This is a genomic window from Ectobacillus ponti (assembly GCF_024294785.1).
Classification (GTDB): Bacteria; Bacillota; Bacilli; order Bacillales; family Bacillaceae_G; genus Ectobacillus; species Ectobacillus ponti.
In genome coordinates, this window is record NZ_JANCLT010000006.1 from 201,036 (window position 1) to 216,825 (window position 15,790).

At 52.9% G+C, this 15,790-nt stretch carries 16 protein-coding genes and 1 pseudogene; 16 read left to right on the forward strand and 1 reads right to left on the reverse strand.

Annotated elements, in window-relative coordinates; translation table 11 throughout:
- The first annotated feature begins 1 nt into the window (after position 1).
- The 9 genes and pseudogenes from NK662_RS13380 to NK662_RS13420 all read left to right on the forward strand — a co-directional run bounded on the left by NK662_RS13380 (position 2) and on the right by NK662_RS13420 (position 8,366).
- Positions 2 to 1,924 carry a BglG family transcription antiterminator gene (locus NK662_RS13380; protein ID WP_254759442.1) on the forward strand — a complete coding sequence of 641 codons (1,923 nt, stop codon included), beginning with the start codon at positions 2 to 4 and terminating at the stop codon, positions 1,922 to 1,924.
- Between the two features lie 146 nt (positions 1,925 to 2,070).
- Entirely contained in the window at positions 2,071 to 2,337 is a 267-nt protein-coding gene (locus NK662_RS13385) for a phosphocarrier protein HPr (RefSeq protein WP_254759443.1), read from the forward strand.
- On the forward strand, positions 2,334 to 4,058 hold the full coding sequence (gene ptsP, locus NK662_RS13390) for a phosphoenolpyruvate--protein phosphotransferase (RefSeq protein ID WP_254759444.1): 1,725 nt from the start codon (positions 2,334 to 2,336) through the stop codon (positions 4,056 to 4,058). The genes NK662_RS13385 and ptsP overlap by 4 nt, the downstream gene beginning before the upstream one ends.
- Complete coding sequence (locus tag NK662_RS13395; RefSeq protein WP_254759445.1) at positions 4,055 to 5,488, forward strand: glycoside hydrolase family 1 protein; 1,434 nt, start codon at positions 4,055 to 4,057, stop codon at positions 5,486 to 5,488. The genes ptsP and NK662_RS13395 overlap by 4 nt, the downstream gene beginning before the upstream one ends.
- Before the next feature lie 13 nt (positions 5,489 to 5,501).
- On the forward strand, positions 5,502 to 5,831 hold the full coding sequence (locus NK662_RS13400; RefSeq protein WP_254759446.1) for a PTS lactose/cellobiose transporter subunit IIA: 330 nt from the start codon (positions 5,502 to 5,504) through the stop codon (positions 5,829 to 5,831).
- Positions 5,828 to 6,604 carry a Cof-type HAD-IIB family hydrolase gene (locus NK662_RS13405; protein ID WP_254759447.1) on the forward strand — a complete coding sequence of 259 codons (777 nt, stop codon included), beginning with the start codon at positions 5,828 to 5,830 and terminating at the stop codon, positions 6,602 to 6,604. The genes NK662_RS13400 and NK662_RS13405 overlap by 4 nt, the downstream gene beginning before the upstream one ends.
- Positions 6,605 to 6,619: 15 nt before the next feature.
- Positions 6,620 to 6,922 (forward strand): annotated as a pseudogene (locus NK662_RS13410) (PTS sugar transporter subunit IIB).
- Positions 6,923 to 6,929: 7 nt separating this feature from the next.
- A complete protein-coding gene (locus NK662_RS13415; protein WP_254759448.1) occupies positions 6,930 to 7,916 on the forward strand; it encodes an aldo/keto reductase in 987 nt (328 codons plus the stop codon).
- 306 nt (positions 7,917 to 8,222) lie between these two features.
- Positions 8,223 to 8,366: an FbpB family small basic protein gene (locus tag NK662_RS13420; RefSeq protein WP_254759449.1), complete on the forward strand. Its 144-nt coding sequence runs from the start codon at positions 8,223 to 8,225 to the stop codon at positions 8,364 to 8,366.
- 35 nt (positions 8,367 to 8,401) lie between these two features.
- Here the strand turns inward: NK662_RS13420 and msrA are convergent, their stop codons facing one another.
- Positions 8,402 to 8,935, reverse strand: a complete 534-nt coding sequence (msrA, locus tag NK662_RS13425; RefSeq protein ID WP_254759450.1) for a peptide-methionine (S)-S-oxide reductase MsrA — start codon at positions 8,933 to 8,935, stop codon at positions 8,402 to 8,404.
- 96 nt (positions 8,936 to 9,031) lie between these two features.
- Here msrA and NK662_RS13430 point away from each other — a divergent pair, with 96 nt between their 5' ends.
- The 7 genes from NK662_RS13430 to NK662_RS13460 all read left to right on the forward strand — a co-directional run bounded on the left by NK662_RS13430 (position 9,032) and on the right by NK662_RS13460 (position 15,782).
- Positions 9,032 to 9,544, forward strand: a complete 513-nt coding sequence (locus NK662_RS13430) for an acyl-CoA thioesterase (RefSeq protein WP_254759451.1) — start codon at positions 9,032 to 9,034, stop codon at positions 9,542 to 9,544.
- Between the two features lie 5 nt (positions 9,545 to 9,549).
- Positions 9,550 to 9,993 carry a GNAT family N-acetyltransferase gene (locus tag NK662_RS13435; protein ID WP_254759452.1) on the forward strand — a complete coding sequence of 148 codons (444 nt, stop codon included), beginning with the start codon at positions 9,550 to 9,552 and terminating at the stop codon, positions 9,991 to 9,993.
- 330 nt (positions 9,994 to 10,323) lie between these two features.
- On the forward strand, positions 10,324 to 11,646 hold the full coding sequence (locus tag NK662_RS13440; protein ID WP_254759453.1) for a Na+/H+ antiporter family protein: 1,323 nt from the start codon (positions 10,324 to 10,326) through the stop codon (positions 11,644 to 11,646).
- A 103-nt stretch (positions 11,647 to 11,749) separates the two neighbouring features.
- Entirely contained in the window at positions 11,750 to 13,234 is a 1,485-nt protein-coding gene (locus tag NK662_RS13445; protein WP_254759454.1) for a DEAD/DEAH box helicase, read from the forward strand.
- A gap of 203 nt (positions 13,235 to 13,437) precedes the next feature.
- Positions 13,438 to 13,758, forward strand: coding sequence for a catalase-related domain-containing protein (locus NK662_RS13450; RefSeq protein ID WP_254759455.1), 321 nt, complete (start codon positions 13,438 to 13,440; stop codon positions 13,756 to 13,758).
- A gap of 24 nt (positions 13,759 to 13,782) precedes the next feature.
- Positions 13,783 to 14,430 carry a DsbA family oxidoreductase gene (locus tag NK662_RS13455; protein ID WP_254759456.1) on the forward strand — a complete coding sequence of 216 codons (648 nt, stop codon included), beginning with the start codon at positions 13,783 to 13,785 and terminating at the stop codon, positions 14,428 to 14,430.
- 491 nt (positions 14,431 to 14,921) lie between these two features.
- Positions 14,922 to 15,782: a 50S ribosomal protein L11 methyltransferase gene (locus NK662_RS13460; protein WP_254759457.1), complete on the forward strand. Its 861-nt coding sequence runs from the start codon at positions 14,922 to 14,924 to the stop codon at positions 15,780 to 15,782.
- Positions 15,783 to 15,790 lie beyond the last annotated feature (8 nt).

The window sequence follows — 15,790 nt, forward strand, 5'->3', positions numbered from 1 at the left end:
GATGCTGAGTGCCCGGATTATGGTGGCATTACGTGAGCTGATGGCAGCGAAGGCTGCCTCAACAGTGATTACAAGCGAGTATTTGGCAGCTTTGAACCAGGTAACATCAAGGACGGCGCGCAATGACCTGAAGGAACTGGATTGCCTGCTCCGTAAGAACGGAGCGGCGCTGCAATCGATTCGCGGAACAGGCTATGCGCTGCAAATTACGGATGACCAGCAGTTCCACCGATGGGTGCAGCATGTGTTTCAGGAGCAGGAGCCGCAGGCGGTGCCGGATGCTCCGGAGGAACGGCTGCAATATTTGCTGCAGCGGCTGCTTTTGGCAGATGGATATGTGAAGCTGGAAGACCTGGCTGATGAACTGTATATCAGCAGATCAACGGTGCAGAATGACTTGCGCGATGTAAAGCGGCTGCTGCAGGCGTACAGCATTGTGCTTGAGAAGCGGCCAAACTATGGTCTGCGGGTGAAGGGTGAGGAGGTGCGGCTCCGCTTCTGTATGTCGGAGCATCTGTTCAACAGAAAGCAGCCGGGGGAACAGGCGATGCTGCGCATTCTGCCTGAACAGCAAATGGATAGCATTCGCAGCAGTATTATGGCACACATCCGCGAGTACAATATCACCCTGTCCGACGTTGGGCTGAATAACCTTGTCATTCATATTGCGATTGCTTGCAAACGCATCCATGACGGCAATCATGTGACGCTGTATCCGCAGGAGCTGAAGCAAATCACGGAGCAGGCGGAATATGCTGTGGCGACCCTCATTATTTCAGAAATTGAACGATTGTTGGCAGTCGAGTTTCCGCAGACGGAAATTGCCTATATTGCCATTCATCTGCTTGGAACGAAGCTGATTTCAGATACGGATTTGCCGGAGGAGGAGCTGCATCAGCTTATTGGCACAGGCATTTTTCAGCTGGTGGAGAAGGTGCTGGCGGTGATTGAGGAGAAGCTGCAGCTTGACATTGCCCATGACCGTGAGCTCATAGTGGGTTTGTGCTTGCATTTGAAGCCCGCAATGAATCGCTACCGTTATGGCATGAATCTGCGTAATCCGATGCTTGACGCTATTAAGGCGAACTATCCGGTTGCTTTTGAGACCGCAGTGCTTGCCGGCCTTGTGTTGGAGCAGGAGACAGGGCTGCATGTGGAGGAAAATGAAATTGGCTACCTTGCACTGCATTTCGGCGCGGCAATGGAACGCAGCAAGCTGCAGCATGCGCCAAAGCGTTGCATGATTGTGTGTGCATCCGGCATCGGCAGTGCCCGGCTTGTGTACTATAAGCTGCAGGCAACCTTCGGCCGGAACTTGGACATTATTGGGACAACGGAATATTATAGGCTATCGCAAATACCGTTTGATACGTTAGATTTTTTGATTAGTACCATTCCGATCTCACAGCCGCTGCCCATTCCGGTGATTACAGTGAATACGATTCTGGGGAGCGGGGACTTGGCGAAGGTGGAGCAGGCGTTGCGTGAGGAGCAGGCGGATTTGCAGTATACGCGCGAGGAGCTGGTCTTTCTTCAGCAGAAGCTTGAATCTAGAGAGGAAGTACTGCAGTTTTTAGCAGACAAGCTGCAGGCACTTGGACTTGTCGATGATCAGTATCTTGCTTCGGTGCTTGAACGGGAACGATTTTCTCCTACTTCGTTCGGCAATCTTGTTGCCATTCCGCATCCGATGGCACCGCAGACGGATGAAACCTTCTGGGCAGTTTGCACGCTGCAGAAGCCAATTCTTTGGAAGGACAAGCAAGTACAGTTTGTCTGCCTCCTGAACGTGGAACGCAACAGCAAGGCAGATCTGCAAAATATGTACAAGCTGCTAGGCCGCGCGGTGGACGATGCCGCTCTTGTGCAGCAGTTGGTAAAATGTAAAACCTATAAAGAGTTTACGAGAGTGTTTGTAAAGTAGAGGGGATGCAGGAGCATTCTCTTTTTTTACGGTATGGTTTCAGTGGATTAAATGCTTCCGTTAAGCAACGGAAGAAGGTTGTGTGTAGCTGTAATCGCTTTCTTGCTACAGTGGAAGCATATAATTGATGAATAGGGGTGCTTATTGTGGCAGAGAAAGTATTTACAGTAAAAGATCAGGCGGGTCTTCATGCACGTCCGGCAGCGGTGCTGGTGAATCAGGCAAGCAAGTTTCAAAGTGAACTGCAGATTGCTTACAATGGCAAGCAGGTGAATCTGAAATCCATTATGGGCGTTATGGCAATGGGTGTGCCGACGGGGGCGGAAATTACAATTACAGCTTTAGGCGTGGATGAAGAGGCGGCGCTGGCTGCATTGACACAGGTGCTGCAGACAGCAGGAATTTGCGCATGAGAACGGTGGCGGGCATTGCGGCGTCACCTGGCATTGCAATTGCAAAGGCATATCTGCTTGAGATGCCGGAGCTGCAGGTGGAGAGACAAACGGTTGCAGATACAAAAGCGGAATTACAGCGGCTTGAGCGGGCATTAGCAGCGGCAAAGGCTGAATTAGAGGAAATCCGCCTCCAGACTGAAGCTCGGCTTGGCGCCGACAAGGCTGCTATTTTTGAAGCGCATGTGCTTGTCCTCAGTGATCCTGAGCTTATCGGAGCAGTGCAGGCGAAGGTGGAAAGCGAAGGTGTCAATGCGGAATACGCACTGGCGGAAACAGCTGATTTCTATATTTCTCTGTTTGCCCAAATGGACAATGACTATATGAAGGAACGGGCAGCTGATATTGAGGATGTGACGCAGCGGGTGCTGGCGCAGCTGTTACAAGTAAAGCTGCCGGATTTAAGTCTGCTGCAGGAGGAGGTCGTCATTGTGGCTGAGGACCTGACTCCTTCGGAAACGGCACAGATGGATCGACGCTATGTAAAGGGCTTCACAACGAACATCGGGGGGCGCACGTCGCATTCTGCCATTATGGCAAGGTCCCTCGGTATCCCGGCAATTGTCGGCACAAAGGACATTACCAGACAGGTTCAGGACGGTGAGATGATCATTCTGGACGGCAATGACGGCATGGTTCTTGTGCAGCCGGATGAGGAGCAGCTGGTTGCCTATAATGATAAGCAATTGATGCAACAGCAGCAACAGGAACAATGGCGGAAGCTTGTGCAGGAGCCGTCGGTGACGGCGGATGGGCATACAGTGGAGCTGGCGGCGAATATTGGCACGCCGGATGATGTGGCAGGAGCATTGGTAAATGGCGCTGAGGGCGTCGGCCTGTTCCGTACGGAGTTCCTGTATATGGGAAGAAATGCGCTGCCGACGGAGGAAGAGCAGCTGCAGGCTTATCGGGCCGTACTGGAGGGGATGGGCGGCAAGCCGGTTGTCGTGCGTACGCTTGATATCGGCGGCGACAAGGAGCTTCCATATCTGCAGCTGCCGAAGGAATTGAATCCATTCCTCGGCTTCCGGGCCATTCGGCTTTGTCTGGCGGAGACTGATATCTTCCGTACACAAATTCGGGCGCTGCTGCGTGCGAGCGTGTCAGGCAATTTGAAAATTATGTTCCCGATGATTGCGACGCTGCAGGAATTCCGCGCAGCGAAGGAAATTGTAGCAGAGGAAAAAGCGAAGCTGCAGGCGTCAGGCCATGCTGTGTCAGAAGCGATTGAGCTTGGCATCATGATTGAAATTCCGGCTGCGGCGCTTCTTGCTGACCAGTTTGCGAAGGAAGTCGACTTTTTCAGCATCGGCACGAACGATTTGATTCAATATACAATGGCGGCAGACCGTATGAATGAACAAGTGGCGCACCTGTATCAGCCATTCAATCCGGCACTCCTGCGGCTTATTGACGGGGTCATTCAAGCGGCGCACGCCCAAGGGAAATGGGTCGGCATGTGCGGTGAAATGGCGGGCGACCTGCAGGCCCTGCCCATTCTCCTGGCACTCGGCCTTGATGAATTCAGCATGAGCGCAGCCTCTATTCTGCCAACCCGCAGTGCGCTGCGCGGATTGTCACAGCTGCAGCTGCAGCAGCTGCGGGAGGAAATTCTGGCAAAGGCGACACCAGAGGAAGTACTGGCATTATTAGATGAACAGCTTGAGGAGGTATATGCATGATTCATTCTGCGAGAAAATCATTTCCTGCGGGCTTCCTGTGGGGGTCCGCCTCTGCAGCCTATCAGGTGGAGGGCGCATGGAATGAAGATGGGAAGGGCTTATCGAACTGGGATGTGTTTGTCCGCCAGCCGGGAGTGACGTTCAAGGGCACAACGGGCGATGTGGCAGTTGACCATTATCACCGGATGGAAGAGGATGTACGGCTGATGGCAGAAATGGGGCTGAAGGCGTACCGCTTCTCTATCGCCTGGGCACGTATCTTTCCAAATGGCCGCGGTGAAGTCAATGAGAAGGGGCTGGCGTTCTATGACCGACTCATTGATGAACTGTTACAATATAAAATTGAACCGATTTTGACCATCTACCACTGGGATCTGCCGCAGGCGCTGCAGGAAGAGTACGGCGGCTGGGAATCCCGCCGTATCGTTGAGGATTTCACCAGCTACAGCGTAACGCTGTTCAAACGCTATGGCGGCCGGGTAAAATATTGGGTCAGTCTGAATGAGCAGAACATATTCACCGGCCTTGGCTATAAGCTGGCACTGCATCCGCCCGGGGTGAAGGATGAGAAGCTGTTTTATCAGGTGAACCACCATGCCAATTTGGCGAATGCAAGTGCCATCGCAGCATTCCGCCAATATGTGCCGAATGGGAAAATCGGCCCGAGCTTTGCATACAGCCCGGCATATCCTGCATCCTCCAAGCCGGAGGATGTGCTCACAGCGGAGAACGCGGAGGAGTTCAACTCCCATTGGTGGATGGATGTATATGCATGGGGCAAATATCCGGCTGCAGCCTGGAACTACCTGACGGAAAAAGGTCTTGCACCGAAGGTTGAAGCCGGCGATTGGGAGCTCTTGGCATCCGGCAAGCCTGATTTTATGGGCGTCAACTACTATCGGACAACAACATACGAAAAAAATCTGCCAAACGGCGTGTCTGAAGGCCATTTCAATACATCCGGCAAAAAGGGAACGTCTCAGGACACCGGCATTCCGGGCGTATTCAAAACGGTCCGCAATCCGAATCTCGAAGCGACGAACTGGGATTGGGAGATTGACCCGGCCGGGCTGCGCATCGGTCTGCGCCGCATCACCAGCCGGTACGGTCTGCCAATCCTGATCAGTGAGAATGGACTGGGCGAGTATGATAAGCTGGAGGATGGAGCTGTGCATGACGACTACCGCATTGCCTACCTGCGTGCGCATCTTGAGGCTGTGCAGGATGCCATTACAGACGGCGTGGAAATGCTGGGCTATTGCACATGGTCATTTACGGATTTGTTGAGCTGGCTGAACGGCTTCCAGAAGCGATATGGCTTTGTGTATGTGAATCAGCATGAAGAGGGCGGGCATGATTTGCGCCGCATCAAGAAGGACAGCTATTATTGGTACGAAAAAGTGATTACGACAAACGGCGCAGAGCTGTAGGGGAGGCCGGGACATGGAGAATGTAGAACAGCTTGTTTTCCAGATCATTCTGCACGGCGGCAATGGCCGCAGTTCGGCAATGGAAGCAATGGCGGCGGCCCGGGCCGGCGATTTCATGCTGGCGCAGGAAAAGCTTCAGCAGGCTGCGCGCGACCTCGGCGAGGCGCATACAATCCAGACGCAGCTCATTCAAGGTGAAATCCGCGGCGAGAAAAGCGAGATTTCCCTGTTGATGGTCCATGCGCAGGACCATCTCATGAACGCGATGACAGTGAAGGAGTTGGCTGCGGAGATTGTTGCGCTGCATGAACGTCTTGGTGCAGAGAAGCTGGTGCGCGAATGAGACGGCTCATTTTCTTTGATATTGACGGCACATTATTAGATGAGGAAAAGCAGTTGCCTTCCTCCGCCAAGCAGGCGGTGCGGCAGCTGCAGGAGGCGGGGCATGAGGTGGCGATTGCCACCGGCCGCGCACCGTTCATGTTCGAGCCGCTGCGGCGCGAGCTCGGCATTGATACATACGTTACCTTCAATGGGCAATATGCTGTCGTGAAGGGAATGATTGTGCGGAGGAATCCGCTTCCGGCCGAAGTATTTGCTTCACTTGTCCGCTTTGCGGAAGGTAGGCGGCATCCGCTTGTATATATGGATGCGGAGCATATGAAAATGAATGTGGAAGACCATGCCTACGTGCGGGAGAGCATCAGCTCGCTGAAGGCGGAACGCTATCCGGAGTATCATCCTTCGTTCTTTCAGGACCGGGAAATTTATCAATCGCTGTTGTTTTGCACGGATGATGAGGAGCATGCGTATGACGGTACGTTTCCGGCGCTGCGGTTTGTCCGTTGGCATGAGAAATCAATGGATGTGCTGCCAGCTGAAGGCTCAAAGGCTGCGGGATTGGACGCAGTCATACGCCATCTCGGCTTCGCTCCGGAGCAGGTCGTCGCTTTTGGCGATGGGCTGAATGATGTGGAGATGCTGCGATTTGTAGAAACGAGCGTGGCGATGGGCAATGCGCCGGAAGCCGTGAAGCATGCGGCGCGCTATGTAACAAAGGATGTGGCAGAGGATGGCATTGCACACGGACTGGAGATGCTTGGCATTTTGAAATAGCCCAGGGGGATTCATATGAATATTCTACTCTGCTGTGCAGGAGGCATGTCGACGAGCCTGCTTGTGACAAAGATGGAGAAGGCGGCAACTGAGCAAGGTTTTCCCTGCCGCATCCAGGCTGTATCAGCCGGTTCGGTGAAAAGGCACATGGATGAAGCAGATGTTTTGCTGCTTGGGCCGCAGGTGCGCTAATTGCTGACGGAGCTGCGGGAGCTTGGAAAGGAAAAGGGAGTTCCGGTCGACTTTATTCATCCGGCGCACTACGGTGTGTGCAACGGCGCAGCTGTCTTGGAGACAGCACAAAAGCTAAGGGGGTAAAAAGGGAGTGGAATACGTCAAGCTTGGCAAGACAGGATTGGATGTGTCACGTATTTGCTTGGGCTGCATGGGCTTCGGCGATGCGGCGCGCTGGATTCATCCGTGGGTACTGGATGAAGAGCACAGCCGTCCGGTTATCAAGAAGGCACTGGATCTGGGCATCAACTTTTTCGATACGGCCAATGTGTACTCCGACGGCACAAGCGAGGAGTTTCTGGGCCGCGCACTGAAGGACTATGTGAGCCGGGATGAGGTGGTCATCGCGACGAAGGTATATTTCCCCATGAAGAAGGGGCCGAACGGCGGCGGCTTGTCCCGCAAGGCCATTATGCACGAAATTGACCAAAGCCTGCAGCGTCTTGGCACAGATTACGTAGATCTGTACCAAATCCACCGCTGGGATTATGATACGCCGATTGAAGAAACAATGGAGGCGCTGCACGATATCGTAAAATACGGAAAAGCGCGCTATATCGGCGCGTCCGCCATGCCTGCCTGGCGCTTCATGAAGGCGCAGCACGTTGCTGAGAAGCACGGCTGGACGAAGTTTGTGTCCATGCAGAATCACTATAATCTTCTATACCGTGAGGAAGAGCGCGAAATGATGCCGCTGTGCAAGGAGGAAGGCATCGGTGTCATTCCGTACAGCCCGCTTGCATCCGGCCGTCTGACACGCGACTGGTCCGAGACAACGCTCCGTTCTGAAACAGACCAGGTACAAAAGGGCAAGTATGATGCAACGGCTGACGCTGACCGCCTTGTAGTCGAGCGTGTGGCAGCGCTGGCGGAGCAGCATGGTGTGCCGCGTGTACAAATCGCGCTGGCATGGCTGCTGCATAAGCATCCGGTCACTGCGCCGATTGTCGGCGCGACAAAGCTGTCCCATCTGGAGGCTGCGGCGGCAGCGTTCTCAGTAAAGCTGACAGCAGGGGAAATGGCTTTCTTGGAAGAGCCGTATGTGCCGCATCCGATTGTGGGGCATCGCGGGGTGTGATAGAAGAGCCGGGGGCCAGTTCATCCCCGGTTCTTCCCATTTTTCGTATTGTTTGTAAATTTGGATTTCCAGAATTTTTAAGGTTGACCGAAAGTTCCATAGAACTTATAATAGGGTGCATACGATCTCCTAAAGGGGAGTAGCTTTTACAGCAAAGTCGTCATTACGGATCCATTCCCGGCTTTGTTGGCAACTGTATGTTGTTAGCGAGACCTTTACCGAACTGGTAAAGGTGTATTGTCTTTTTCAGACCTTTGCCGCCGTGGAGAGGTCTTTTTATATGATGTAACTAAGGAGGACGCAGTCATGAAGAAACGCAAGCTTTCCTTGCGCGAGCTGACCAACGAAATGAAGCAGGAAATCCTGAAGGATACAGCAGCGCTCGCACGCATTGAGAAGAAGATTGAAGACCGCTATGCGAAGCAGCCGCGAAAGATAGCTGCTCAATAAACGGAGAAAAGGCGGAGGCATGCAGCCCCGCCTTTTTACTTGTTCCAATTTCCCTGAATAAAGGCATCACGTCCGGATTCTACACGTTCCCGCGCGTAGGCATCCGGTTTTTTTTTGTAAAAATGCTGGTGATATTCCTCTGCTGGGTAAAATACAGCTGCCGGAAGAATTTCGGTTACAATCGGCTTCTTGAACAGGCCGCTGTCAGCGAGCTGCTGCTTGGACTTCTCAGCCAGCTCCCTCTGCTCCGGTGTATGATAGAAGATGGCTGTGCGGTATTGCGGGCCGCGGTCAAAAAATTGGCCGCCGTCATCCGTCGGGTCTGTCTGCGGCCAGTACAAATCCAGCAGTCTCTTGTATGGGAATACTTCCGGGTCAAAGGTAATCTGGACCACCTCATAATGGCCGGTTGTGCCTGTTTTGACCTGCTCATACGCCGGGTTGTCCACATGGCCTCCCATATAGCCGGAAATGACGCTTTGGATGCCGGGCTGCTCGTCAAACGGCTTCACCATGCACCAGAAGCAGCCTCCGGCAAAGGTCGCCAGTTCATATTTTGCTTTGCTCATATTGATTCTGTCCTCCTGTAGGGATAAACTGTACAAGAATTGTATGTGAATCATTATACCGCTTACCGTACATAAAACAAGTATAAGGAGATTACTATGGATCAAAGAACTTGCAATGAAAGCAGAGTCATAAAGACAAGCCGGGTATTCCCGAATGACATGAACAACCACCAAACCTTGTTTGGCGGCAAGCTGATGAGCCTGATTGATGATATTGCATCCATTTCAGCAGCGCGGCATTCCCGCCGCATGACGGTGACCGCATCAACAGATTCCGTGGACTTCCTGCAGCCGATCACGCAGGAGGATTCGGTTTGTCTGGAATCGTATGTGACCTATACGGGCCGAACCTCCATGGAGGTATTCGTGAAGGTGACTGCGGAAAACCTGCTGACAGGGGACCGGAAAGTGGCGGCGACGGCCTTCTTGACCTTTGTCGCATTGGACGACAACGGCAAGCCGGTTGCAGTGCCGGGAGTTGCTCCGGAAACAGACGAGGAAAAGTACCTGCACCAGACAGCACCGGACCGGACCCGGATACGGAAGGAGCGGAAGCAGCACAGCAAGGATCTGGCTGCCTTCTTGACAACAAAGAAGCCTTGGGAGTGAAGGTAATGAATTGGGAAATGAAAAGCTTTGCGGAGCTGACTGCCATGGAAGTATACGACATGCTGCGGGAACGGACGCAGGTGTTCGTAGTAGAACAGAATTGTGCATATTTGGAAGTGGATGGCTACGATTTGCCTGCCTGCCACTTGCTGGGCAAGGAGAATGGACAAGTTGTTGCCTACGCCCGCATTCTGCCGGCTGGAACGCGTTACACGAGAGCCTCCATCGGCCGGGTGCTGGTGAAGCAGGAGTACCGCGGTGAAGGCTTGGCCCGCGAGCTGATGCTGCAGGCGATGGCCTTCATCCGCGATGTTCTGCAGGAGGAAACAGTCAAAATTCAAGCGCAGGAGTATTTAAGAGGCTTCTATGAATCACTTGGATTTGGCGCCATTACAGACCCGTACCTGGATGACGGCATTCCGCACATTGATATGGTGTGCCGTTTATAATATTTCGGAATAATATTACATTTGACGGCAGAAAAATAGGATGCTACAGTGGATATATCTTTCGAATCAAAAGGTGATTATGATGATCCAGCTTTCCATCCGACAACTGACAACTGTACATCATCATTTCTAGGCCTTGCGTTCTCGCGATTTTTCGTGGGCAATGCAGGGCTGTTCCTGTTTGCCCACGTAGCATAAGCCATGTGGGTATTTCTGTGCCTGCATGGCTTTTTTGTATTTCAGGAAAGGAGGTGATGCTTGTAAAAGTGGTTTTTTAATTGTGTGCAATAACAATTCCATAGACAACTAGAATAACAGGAGGAACAACATATGAATGCAGTCGTACTTGCAGTGGCAGTCATGCTGCTGCTCAGCTTATTCCGGGTACATGTCGTGCTTGCGCTCGTCATCGGCTCTCTTGTGGGCGGTCTCGTTGGCGGCCTCGGCCTGACAAATACCATTAACGTTTTCACGGAGGGACTTGGCTCAAACGCCAGTATTGCCCTCAGCTATGCCTTGCTGGGAGCATTTGCGGTGACGCTGTCCCGCACCGGCCTGCCGGATGCCATGATTGACGGCGCCATCCGTCTTGTCGGCAAAAATGGCGATACCAAGAGAAACATGTACTCAAAGGTTCTGATTCTATTTATGATCCTGGTCATGTCCTGCTTCTCGCAGAATGTCATTCCGGTGCATATTGCTTTCATTCCGGTTCTAATTCCGCCGTTACTGAAGATTTTGAATGAACTGCAGGTGGACCGCCGCCTGACAGCCAGTATCATTACCTTTGGTCTGATTACACCATATATGTGGTTCCCGGCCGGGTTTGGCGCCATCTTCCATGAAATTGTCCAGAAGAACATGAAGGAAAGCGGCATGAGCATTGCTGTCAGCATGGTTCCGGAAGCGATGACGATTCCGTCTCTCGGTATGGTGGCCGGTCTGTTGCTTGCTGTATTCTTTTCCTATCGCAAGCCGCGCCAATACAAGACAACAGATGTGGCGGCACAGGGAGCAATGGAAACCAACTCTTATACAACATTCAGCTTAATTACAGCAATTGCTTCTATTGTTGCGACACTTGCGGTACAATTGTGGACGGAGTCCATGATTTTCGGTGCCTTGACAGGCACGGCCGTCCTGTTGTTGACGGGAACACTCAAGCGCGGCGAAGCGGATCAGGTGCTGACGCAGGGCATGCGCATGATGTCCTTCATCGGCTTTGTCATGCTGTCTGCTGCCGGCTTTGGCGCTGTATTGCGCAAAACGGGCGATGTTGCCTCTTTGGTAAAAGCAAGCGCGGATATGATTGGCGATAACAAGCTGCTGGCTGCCTTTCTCATGCTGGCAATCGGCTTGCTTGTTACAATGGGAATTGGTTCATCGTTCTCAACTGTCCCAATTTTAACAACCATTTTTGTCCCGCTTTGCATGCAACTTGGATTCAGTGAAATGGCGACGATCGCCATCATTGGCGCGGCAGGCGCACTTGGAGATGCCGGTTCTCCCGCATCGGACAGTACACTCGGTCCAACCTCCGGCTTGAATGCGGACGGGCAGCACAATCATATTTGGGATACATGTATTCCAACCTTCCTGCACTATAATATCCCGGTGCTCATCTTCGGCATGATTGCTGCGATGGTACTGTAAGCTTGAACGAGGGTCGTTCCGTTTGGGAGCGGCCCTTTTTTGCGGAATTTGGAAATACTGAACATATTAACAAGAGAAAGAAGTGGATCTAATGAGTAGTTTTATGAATCTTCAAATCGATGAGCAGCTGCAGACAGCACTGCGGCGCAACGGAATTACAGAGCCGACGCCGATTCAAGAAAAAGCGATTCCGCCGCTGCTGGAGGGGCGGGATGTGATTGCCCAGGCACAAACGGGAACAGGGAAAACCTTGGCATTCCTGCTGCCCATTCTGCAGCGCATCAATCCGGAGCTGCCGTACACACAAGCCGTCATCGTTGCGCCGACGCGGGAGCTTGCCCTGCAAATTACAGAGGAGGCCCGCAAGCTGAAGACATCTGATGTGAATGTATTGGCTGTGTACGGCGGGCAGGATGTGGAGCGGCAGCTGAAGAAGCTGCGCGGCACAATGCATCTGATTGTGGCAACGCCGGGACGGCTGCTGGACCATCTGCGCCGGGAAACGGTGCAGCTTGACGAGACAAGCATGCTGGTGCTGGATGAGGCGGACCAGATGCTGCATATCGGCTTTTTGCCGGACGTGGAGGCCATTTTACACCAAGTATCACCACAGCGGCAGCTCATGCTGTTCTCCGCCACGATCTCGCCGCAGGTGCAGGCGTTGGCAAAGAAGTATCTGCAAAATCCAGTCAGTGTGCGGGTGAAAGCCGAGCAAATCACTGTAAAGGATATTGAACAGATTGTCTATGAGACAACGGACCGGCAAAAGCAGGCCTTGCTTTGCAGGCTGCTGGATGAGGAGCGCCCGTTCTTGGCCGTCATTTTCTGCCGGACAAAGCGCCGCGCCAATAAGCTGAATGAAGCCTTGATAAGCCTGGGCTATAATTCTGAAGAGCTGCATGGAGATCTGTCGCAGGCAAAACGGGAGAAGGTTATGGACCGGTTCCGCAAAGCGGACCTGCAATATTTGGTGGCGACGGACGTGGCGGCACGCGGGCTCGACGTGGAGGGCGTAACCCATGTATTCAATTATGACATGCCGGAGGATGCCGAGAGCTATATTCACCGCACGGGCCGAACAGGCCGGGCGGGCGGAGCCGGCAAGGCTGTGACGCTGGCGGCGGCCAAGGATATGGGACAGCTGCGTGACATTGAGGCAGGTATCGGGATGAAGCTGCCGCGGGTGGAAATGGAAAAGAAGCCTGATTACCGGGAGCGGACTGACAAACCGGCCAGATCCGATAGCCGGAAGCCGGAGAGCAGACAGCCGGGCGGAAGAGGCCGACAGGGAGCCGGCAGATCAACCGAACGTGCGGATGGCCGGGGAAGACAGGAAGGCAGACCGCCAAGCGGAAGAGGCCGGCAGGAAGCAGGCCGGACGTCAGAACGTGTAGACAGCCGTGGAAGACAGGAAGGCAGACCATCAAGCGGAAGAGGCCGGCAGGAAGCAGGCCGGACGTCAGAACGTGTAGACAGCCGTGGAAGACAGGAAGGCAGACCGCCAGGCGGAAGAGGCCGGCAGGAAGCAGGCCGGGGAGCGGCAAGACCGGAGCAACGCGGCAGCTCTACGAGAAAGAGAAGCAGATAATAGAAAAAAGCGCACTTGGGGCTGAAGAGGAAGCCCTCAAGTGCGCTTTTTTCTGTAAACAAATTTGTTGTCAGCACAATGGTTTTTATTTATAATGATTTTAAAAAGATACTTATTTTGTAAAAGAAATAACTCTAATACTTGTATTGGAGATCGCTAATAAAGATACTCATGATGGATCATCATGTAAAGGAGGAGCTTTCATGTCAGATTTGACAACAAATCAAGGAGCGCCAAGTTTTTCAGAAAACTACTATTCATTGAAGCGGCTGGATCAGTCCAGCCACAATTCCATGTGGCAGGAAAATGACTTTGAAGAGGTGGGCGGAAAATACCGCAGCCTTTCCGAAGAGGAGCGTACGCAGCTGATCAGCGGCCTCGCTGCGGATTTGGCCGGCGCGGCTGAGAGAACGAAGCTGCTGGGAATTTGTAATTTCTACCGCGCAGATGTGGAATGCGGCCAACGGCTGGCCGCGGCATTGAATGTGGATCTTGCTGCTTTCTTCCAGCAGATGCGCATGTAATGATCGAGAAAAGGAGCTGCTGTCATGACAGTACAAATCAAAGTATACTCTGACTATGTATGCCCGTTTTGCCTTTTGGCAAAGGGACCGTTGGAGGAAGCAATCAAGGGAAAAGATGTGGAAGTCGAGTGGATGCCGTATGAACTGAGGCCGTTCCCGAACGAGACACTCCGCCCGGAAGGTGAATATTTGCAGCGGACATGGCAGCAGGCCGTTTATCCGATGGCCGCGCAGCTGAGCGTGCCAATTGTACTGCCCCGCGTCTCACCACAGCCTTACACGCACTTGGCATTTGAAGGCTATCAATATGCGAAGGAGCAAGGCAAGGGAACTGCCTATAACGACCGTCTGCTGCACGCCTTTTTCCAGGAAGAGCAGGACATTGGCGATGTGGATGTGCTGGTGAAATTAGCAGGCGAGCTTGGGCTTCATGAGACGGAGTACCGCGAGGCCCTGGAGACGCGCCGTTATAAGGAAGCGCACGAGCAGGCCCTGCAGCATGCCTGGCATGAGGCGCAAATTCAAGCTGTTCCAACCTTCATCATCGGCGAAACGAAATTGGCCGGTGTTCGTTCGAAGGAGCTGCTGGAGCAGGTTATCAGGGATGAAGCACGTAAGCAAAGCAGTCTGGGTGATCTCGAAGGCATGGCTTGCGGGCCGGACGGCTGCTGAATAGATTGAATGAAGTGAAGGATAGGGTTGACTTAAGTCGGCCCTATCCTTTTAGTTTATTGAACAATAGGCTCATTCGCTGCAAAGTTATCCAGTTTGCAAGGGGGTGTGCCGTGTTTCGCTGGCAGCCTTGAGAACGCTTGACGGGTTCTCCAATGAAGATCGATAAAAGAGGTGAAAAACTGCCCTGATACGCGGTGAAAAAGTGGATTGTAAGGGAATGATCCCCTATATCAACTATAGAAGGTCTGCATACTCGTCAGTTTTTACAAAAATAACTGGTTTCCAGGAAATTAAGGCCCATCGGCCAATCCCAACAGCTTTTTAGAAAACAACAAAGAGATAGAGGGGAAGCGTGCTTAGTCTGTTTGGCGGATCGTTTTTCAGACTTGCAGCGGAATAGAATGCAAAAAGATGTGCTTTGGCAGGAGCTGTTTGTAGTTGTGCATTTCCGGCAACAATGCGGATAGTGGAGAAAAGGAGGAGTCAGTATGCTATATGAGTTCTCAGTCACAATTCCGTGCGCCAAAGCAGAGAAAATGACGCAAATGCTGATAGCAAGCGGATTCTATCATTTGTACCATGAGCAGCCCATCGAAGTGTATTCCTATCATAACGGGTATGGATTTACAGAATGCCGGAGCGGCAGTGCGCTGCTGAAAATCTATGAAGAGACTGCCGTTCCGGACCAGGTGCAGGCGCGGCTTGCCGGGCTGCTGCATATGCCGGTAGACTGCCAGCTTGTGCCGGAGCAAAGCTGGCAGCAGCCTTTTCCGGTTATTGATCTAGGCAACGGTTGGCGCATTCAGCCGCCTGATTGCGGTGAAGCCCCGCATGAGCAAACCATTCTGTTCGAGCCGCCACGTGCCTTTGGCTCCGGCCTCCATGGCACAACACAGGATTGCCTGAGGGTGATTTTGGCTGAGGATTTCACCGGGAAGCGAGTGCTGGACCTTGGGACGGGCGCCGGCCTGCTGAGCATTGCAGCGGCATTGCGGGGGGCTGGACGGATTGTGGCGGTGGATATTGAGGATGTGCGGGCGGAAGTGCTGTATAATGCCGGGTTGAACAAACTGTCCCGTATTGAAGTGCTGCAGGGAGATGTACTGGATCCTGTATTCCGGCTGCATGAAGCGTTCGACTGGATATTTGCGAATATCGGCGGAGATGAGGTGAAGAGCCTGTGTCCGTTTATTTTGTCCCATTTGAAGCAGGGAGGGCGGGTGCTGCTATCAGGCATGGTGACCTGGAACTACAAGGATGTAGTGCGCCGCTATGCCATGGGTGGGCTGAAGCAGCAGCTCTTGGCACGAAGTGAGGAATGGATCACTGTACAAATGCATACAGGCTGAAGGTTTTC

Excerpts from the sequence above, each read along its gene's own strand:
- NK662_RS13380 (WP_254759442.1), top strand. The coding sequence starts at position 2 with ATGCTGAGTGCCCGGATTATGGTGGCATTACGTGAGCTGATGGCAGCG.
- ptsP (WP_254759444.1), top strand. The coding sequence starts at position 2,334 with ATGAGAACGGTGGCGGGCATTGCGGCGTCACCTGGCATTGCAATTGCA.
- NK662_RS13395 (WP_254759445.1), top strand. The coding sequence starts at position 4,055 with ATGATTCATTCTGCGAGAAAATCATTTCCTGCGGGCTTCCTGTGGGGG.
- NK662_RS13400 (WP_254759446.1), top strand. The coding sequence starts at position 5,502 with ATGGAGAATGTAGAACAGCTTGTTTTCCAGATCATTCTGCACGGCGGC.
- NK662_RS13405 (WP_254759447.1), top strand. The coding sequence starts at position 5,828 with ATGAGACGGCTCATTTTCTTTGATATTGACGGCACATTATTAGATGAG.
- NK662_RS13420 (WP_254759449.1), top strand. The coding sequence starts at position 8,223 with ATGAAGAAACGCAAGCTTTCCTTGCGCGAGCTGACCAACGAAATGAAG.
- msrA (WP_254759450.1), bottom strand. The coding sequence starts at position 8,935 with ATGAGCAAAGCAAAATATGAACTGGCGACCTTTGCCGGAGGCTGCTTC.
- NK662_RS13430 (WP_254759451.1), top strand. The coding sequence starts at position 9,032 with ATGGATCAAAGAACTTGCAATGAAAGCAGAGTCATAAAGACAAGCCGG.
- NK662_RS13435 (WP_254759452.1), top strand. The coding sequence starts at position 9,550 with ATGAATTGGGAAATGAAAAGCTTTGCGGAGCTGACTGCCATGGAAGTA.
- NK662_RS13440 (WP_254759453.1), top strand. The coding sequence starts at position 10,324 with ATGAATGCAGTCGTACTTGCAGTGGCAGTCATGCTGCTGCTCAGCTTA.
- NK662_RS13445 (WP_254759454.1), top strand. The coding sequence starts at position 11,750 with ATGAATCTTCAAATCGATGAGCAGCTGCAGACAGCACTGCGGCGCAAC.
- NK662_RS13450 (WP_254759455.1), top strand. The coding sequence starts at position 13,438 with ATGTCAGATTTGACAACAAATCAAGGAGCGCCAAGTTTTTCAGAAAAC.
- NK662_RS13455 (WP_254759456.1), top strand. The coding sequence starts at position 13,783 with ATGACAGTACAAATCAAAGTATACTCTGACTATGTATGCCCGTTTTGC.
- NK662_RS13460 (WP_254759457.1), top strand. The coding sequence starts at position 14,922 with ATGCTATATGAGTTCTCAGTCACAATTCCGTGCGCCAAAGCAGAGAAA.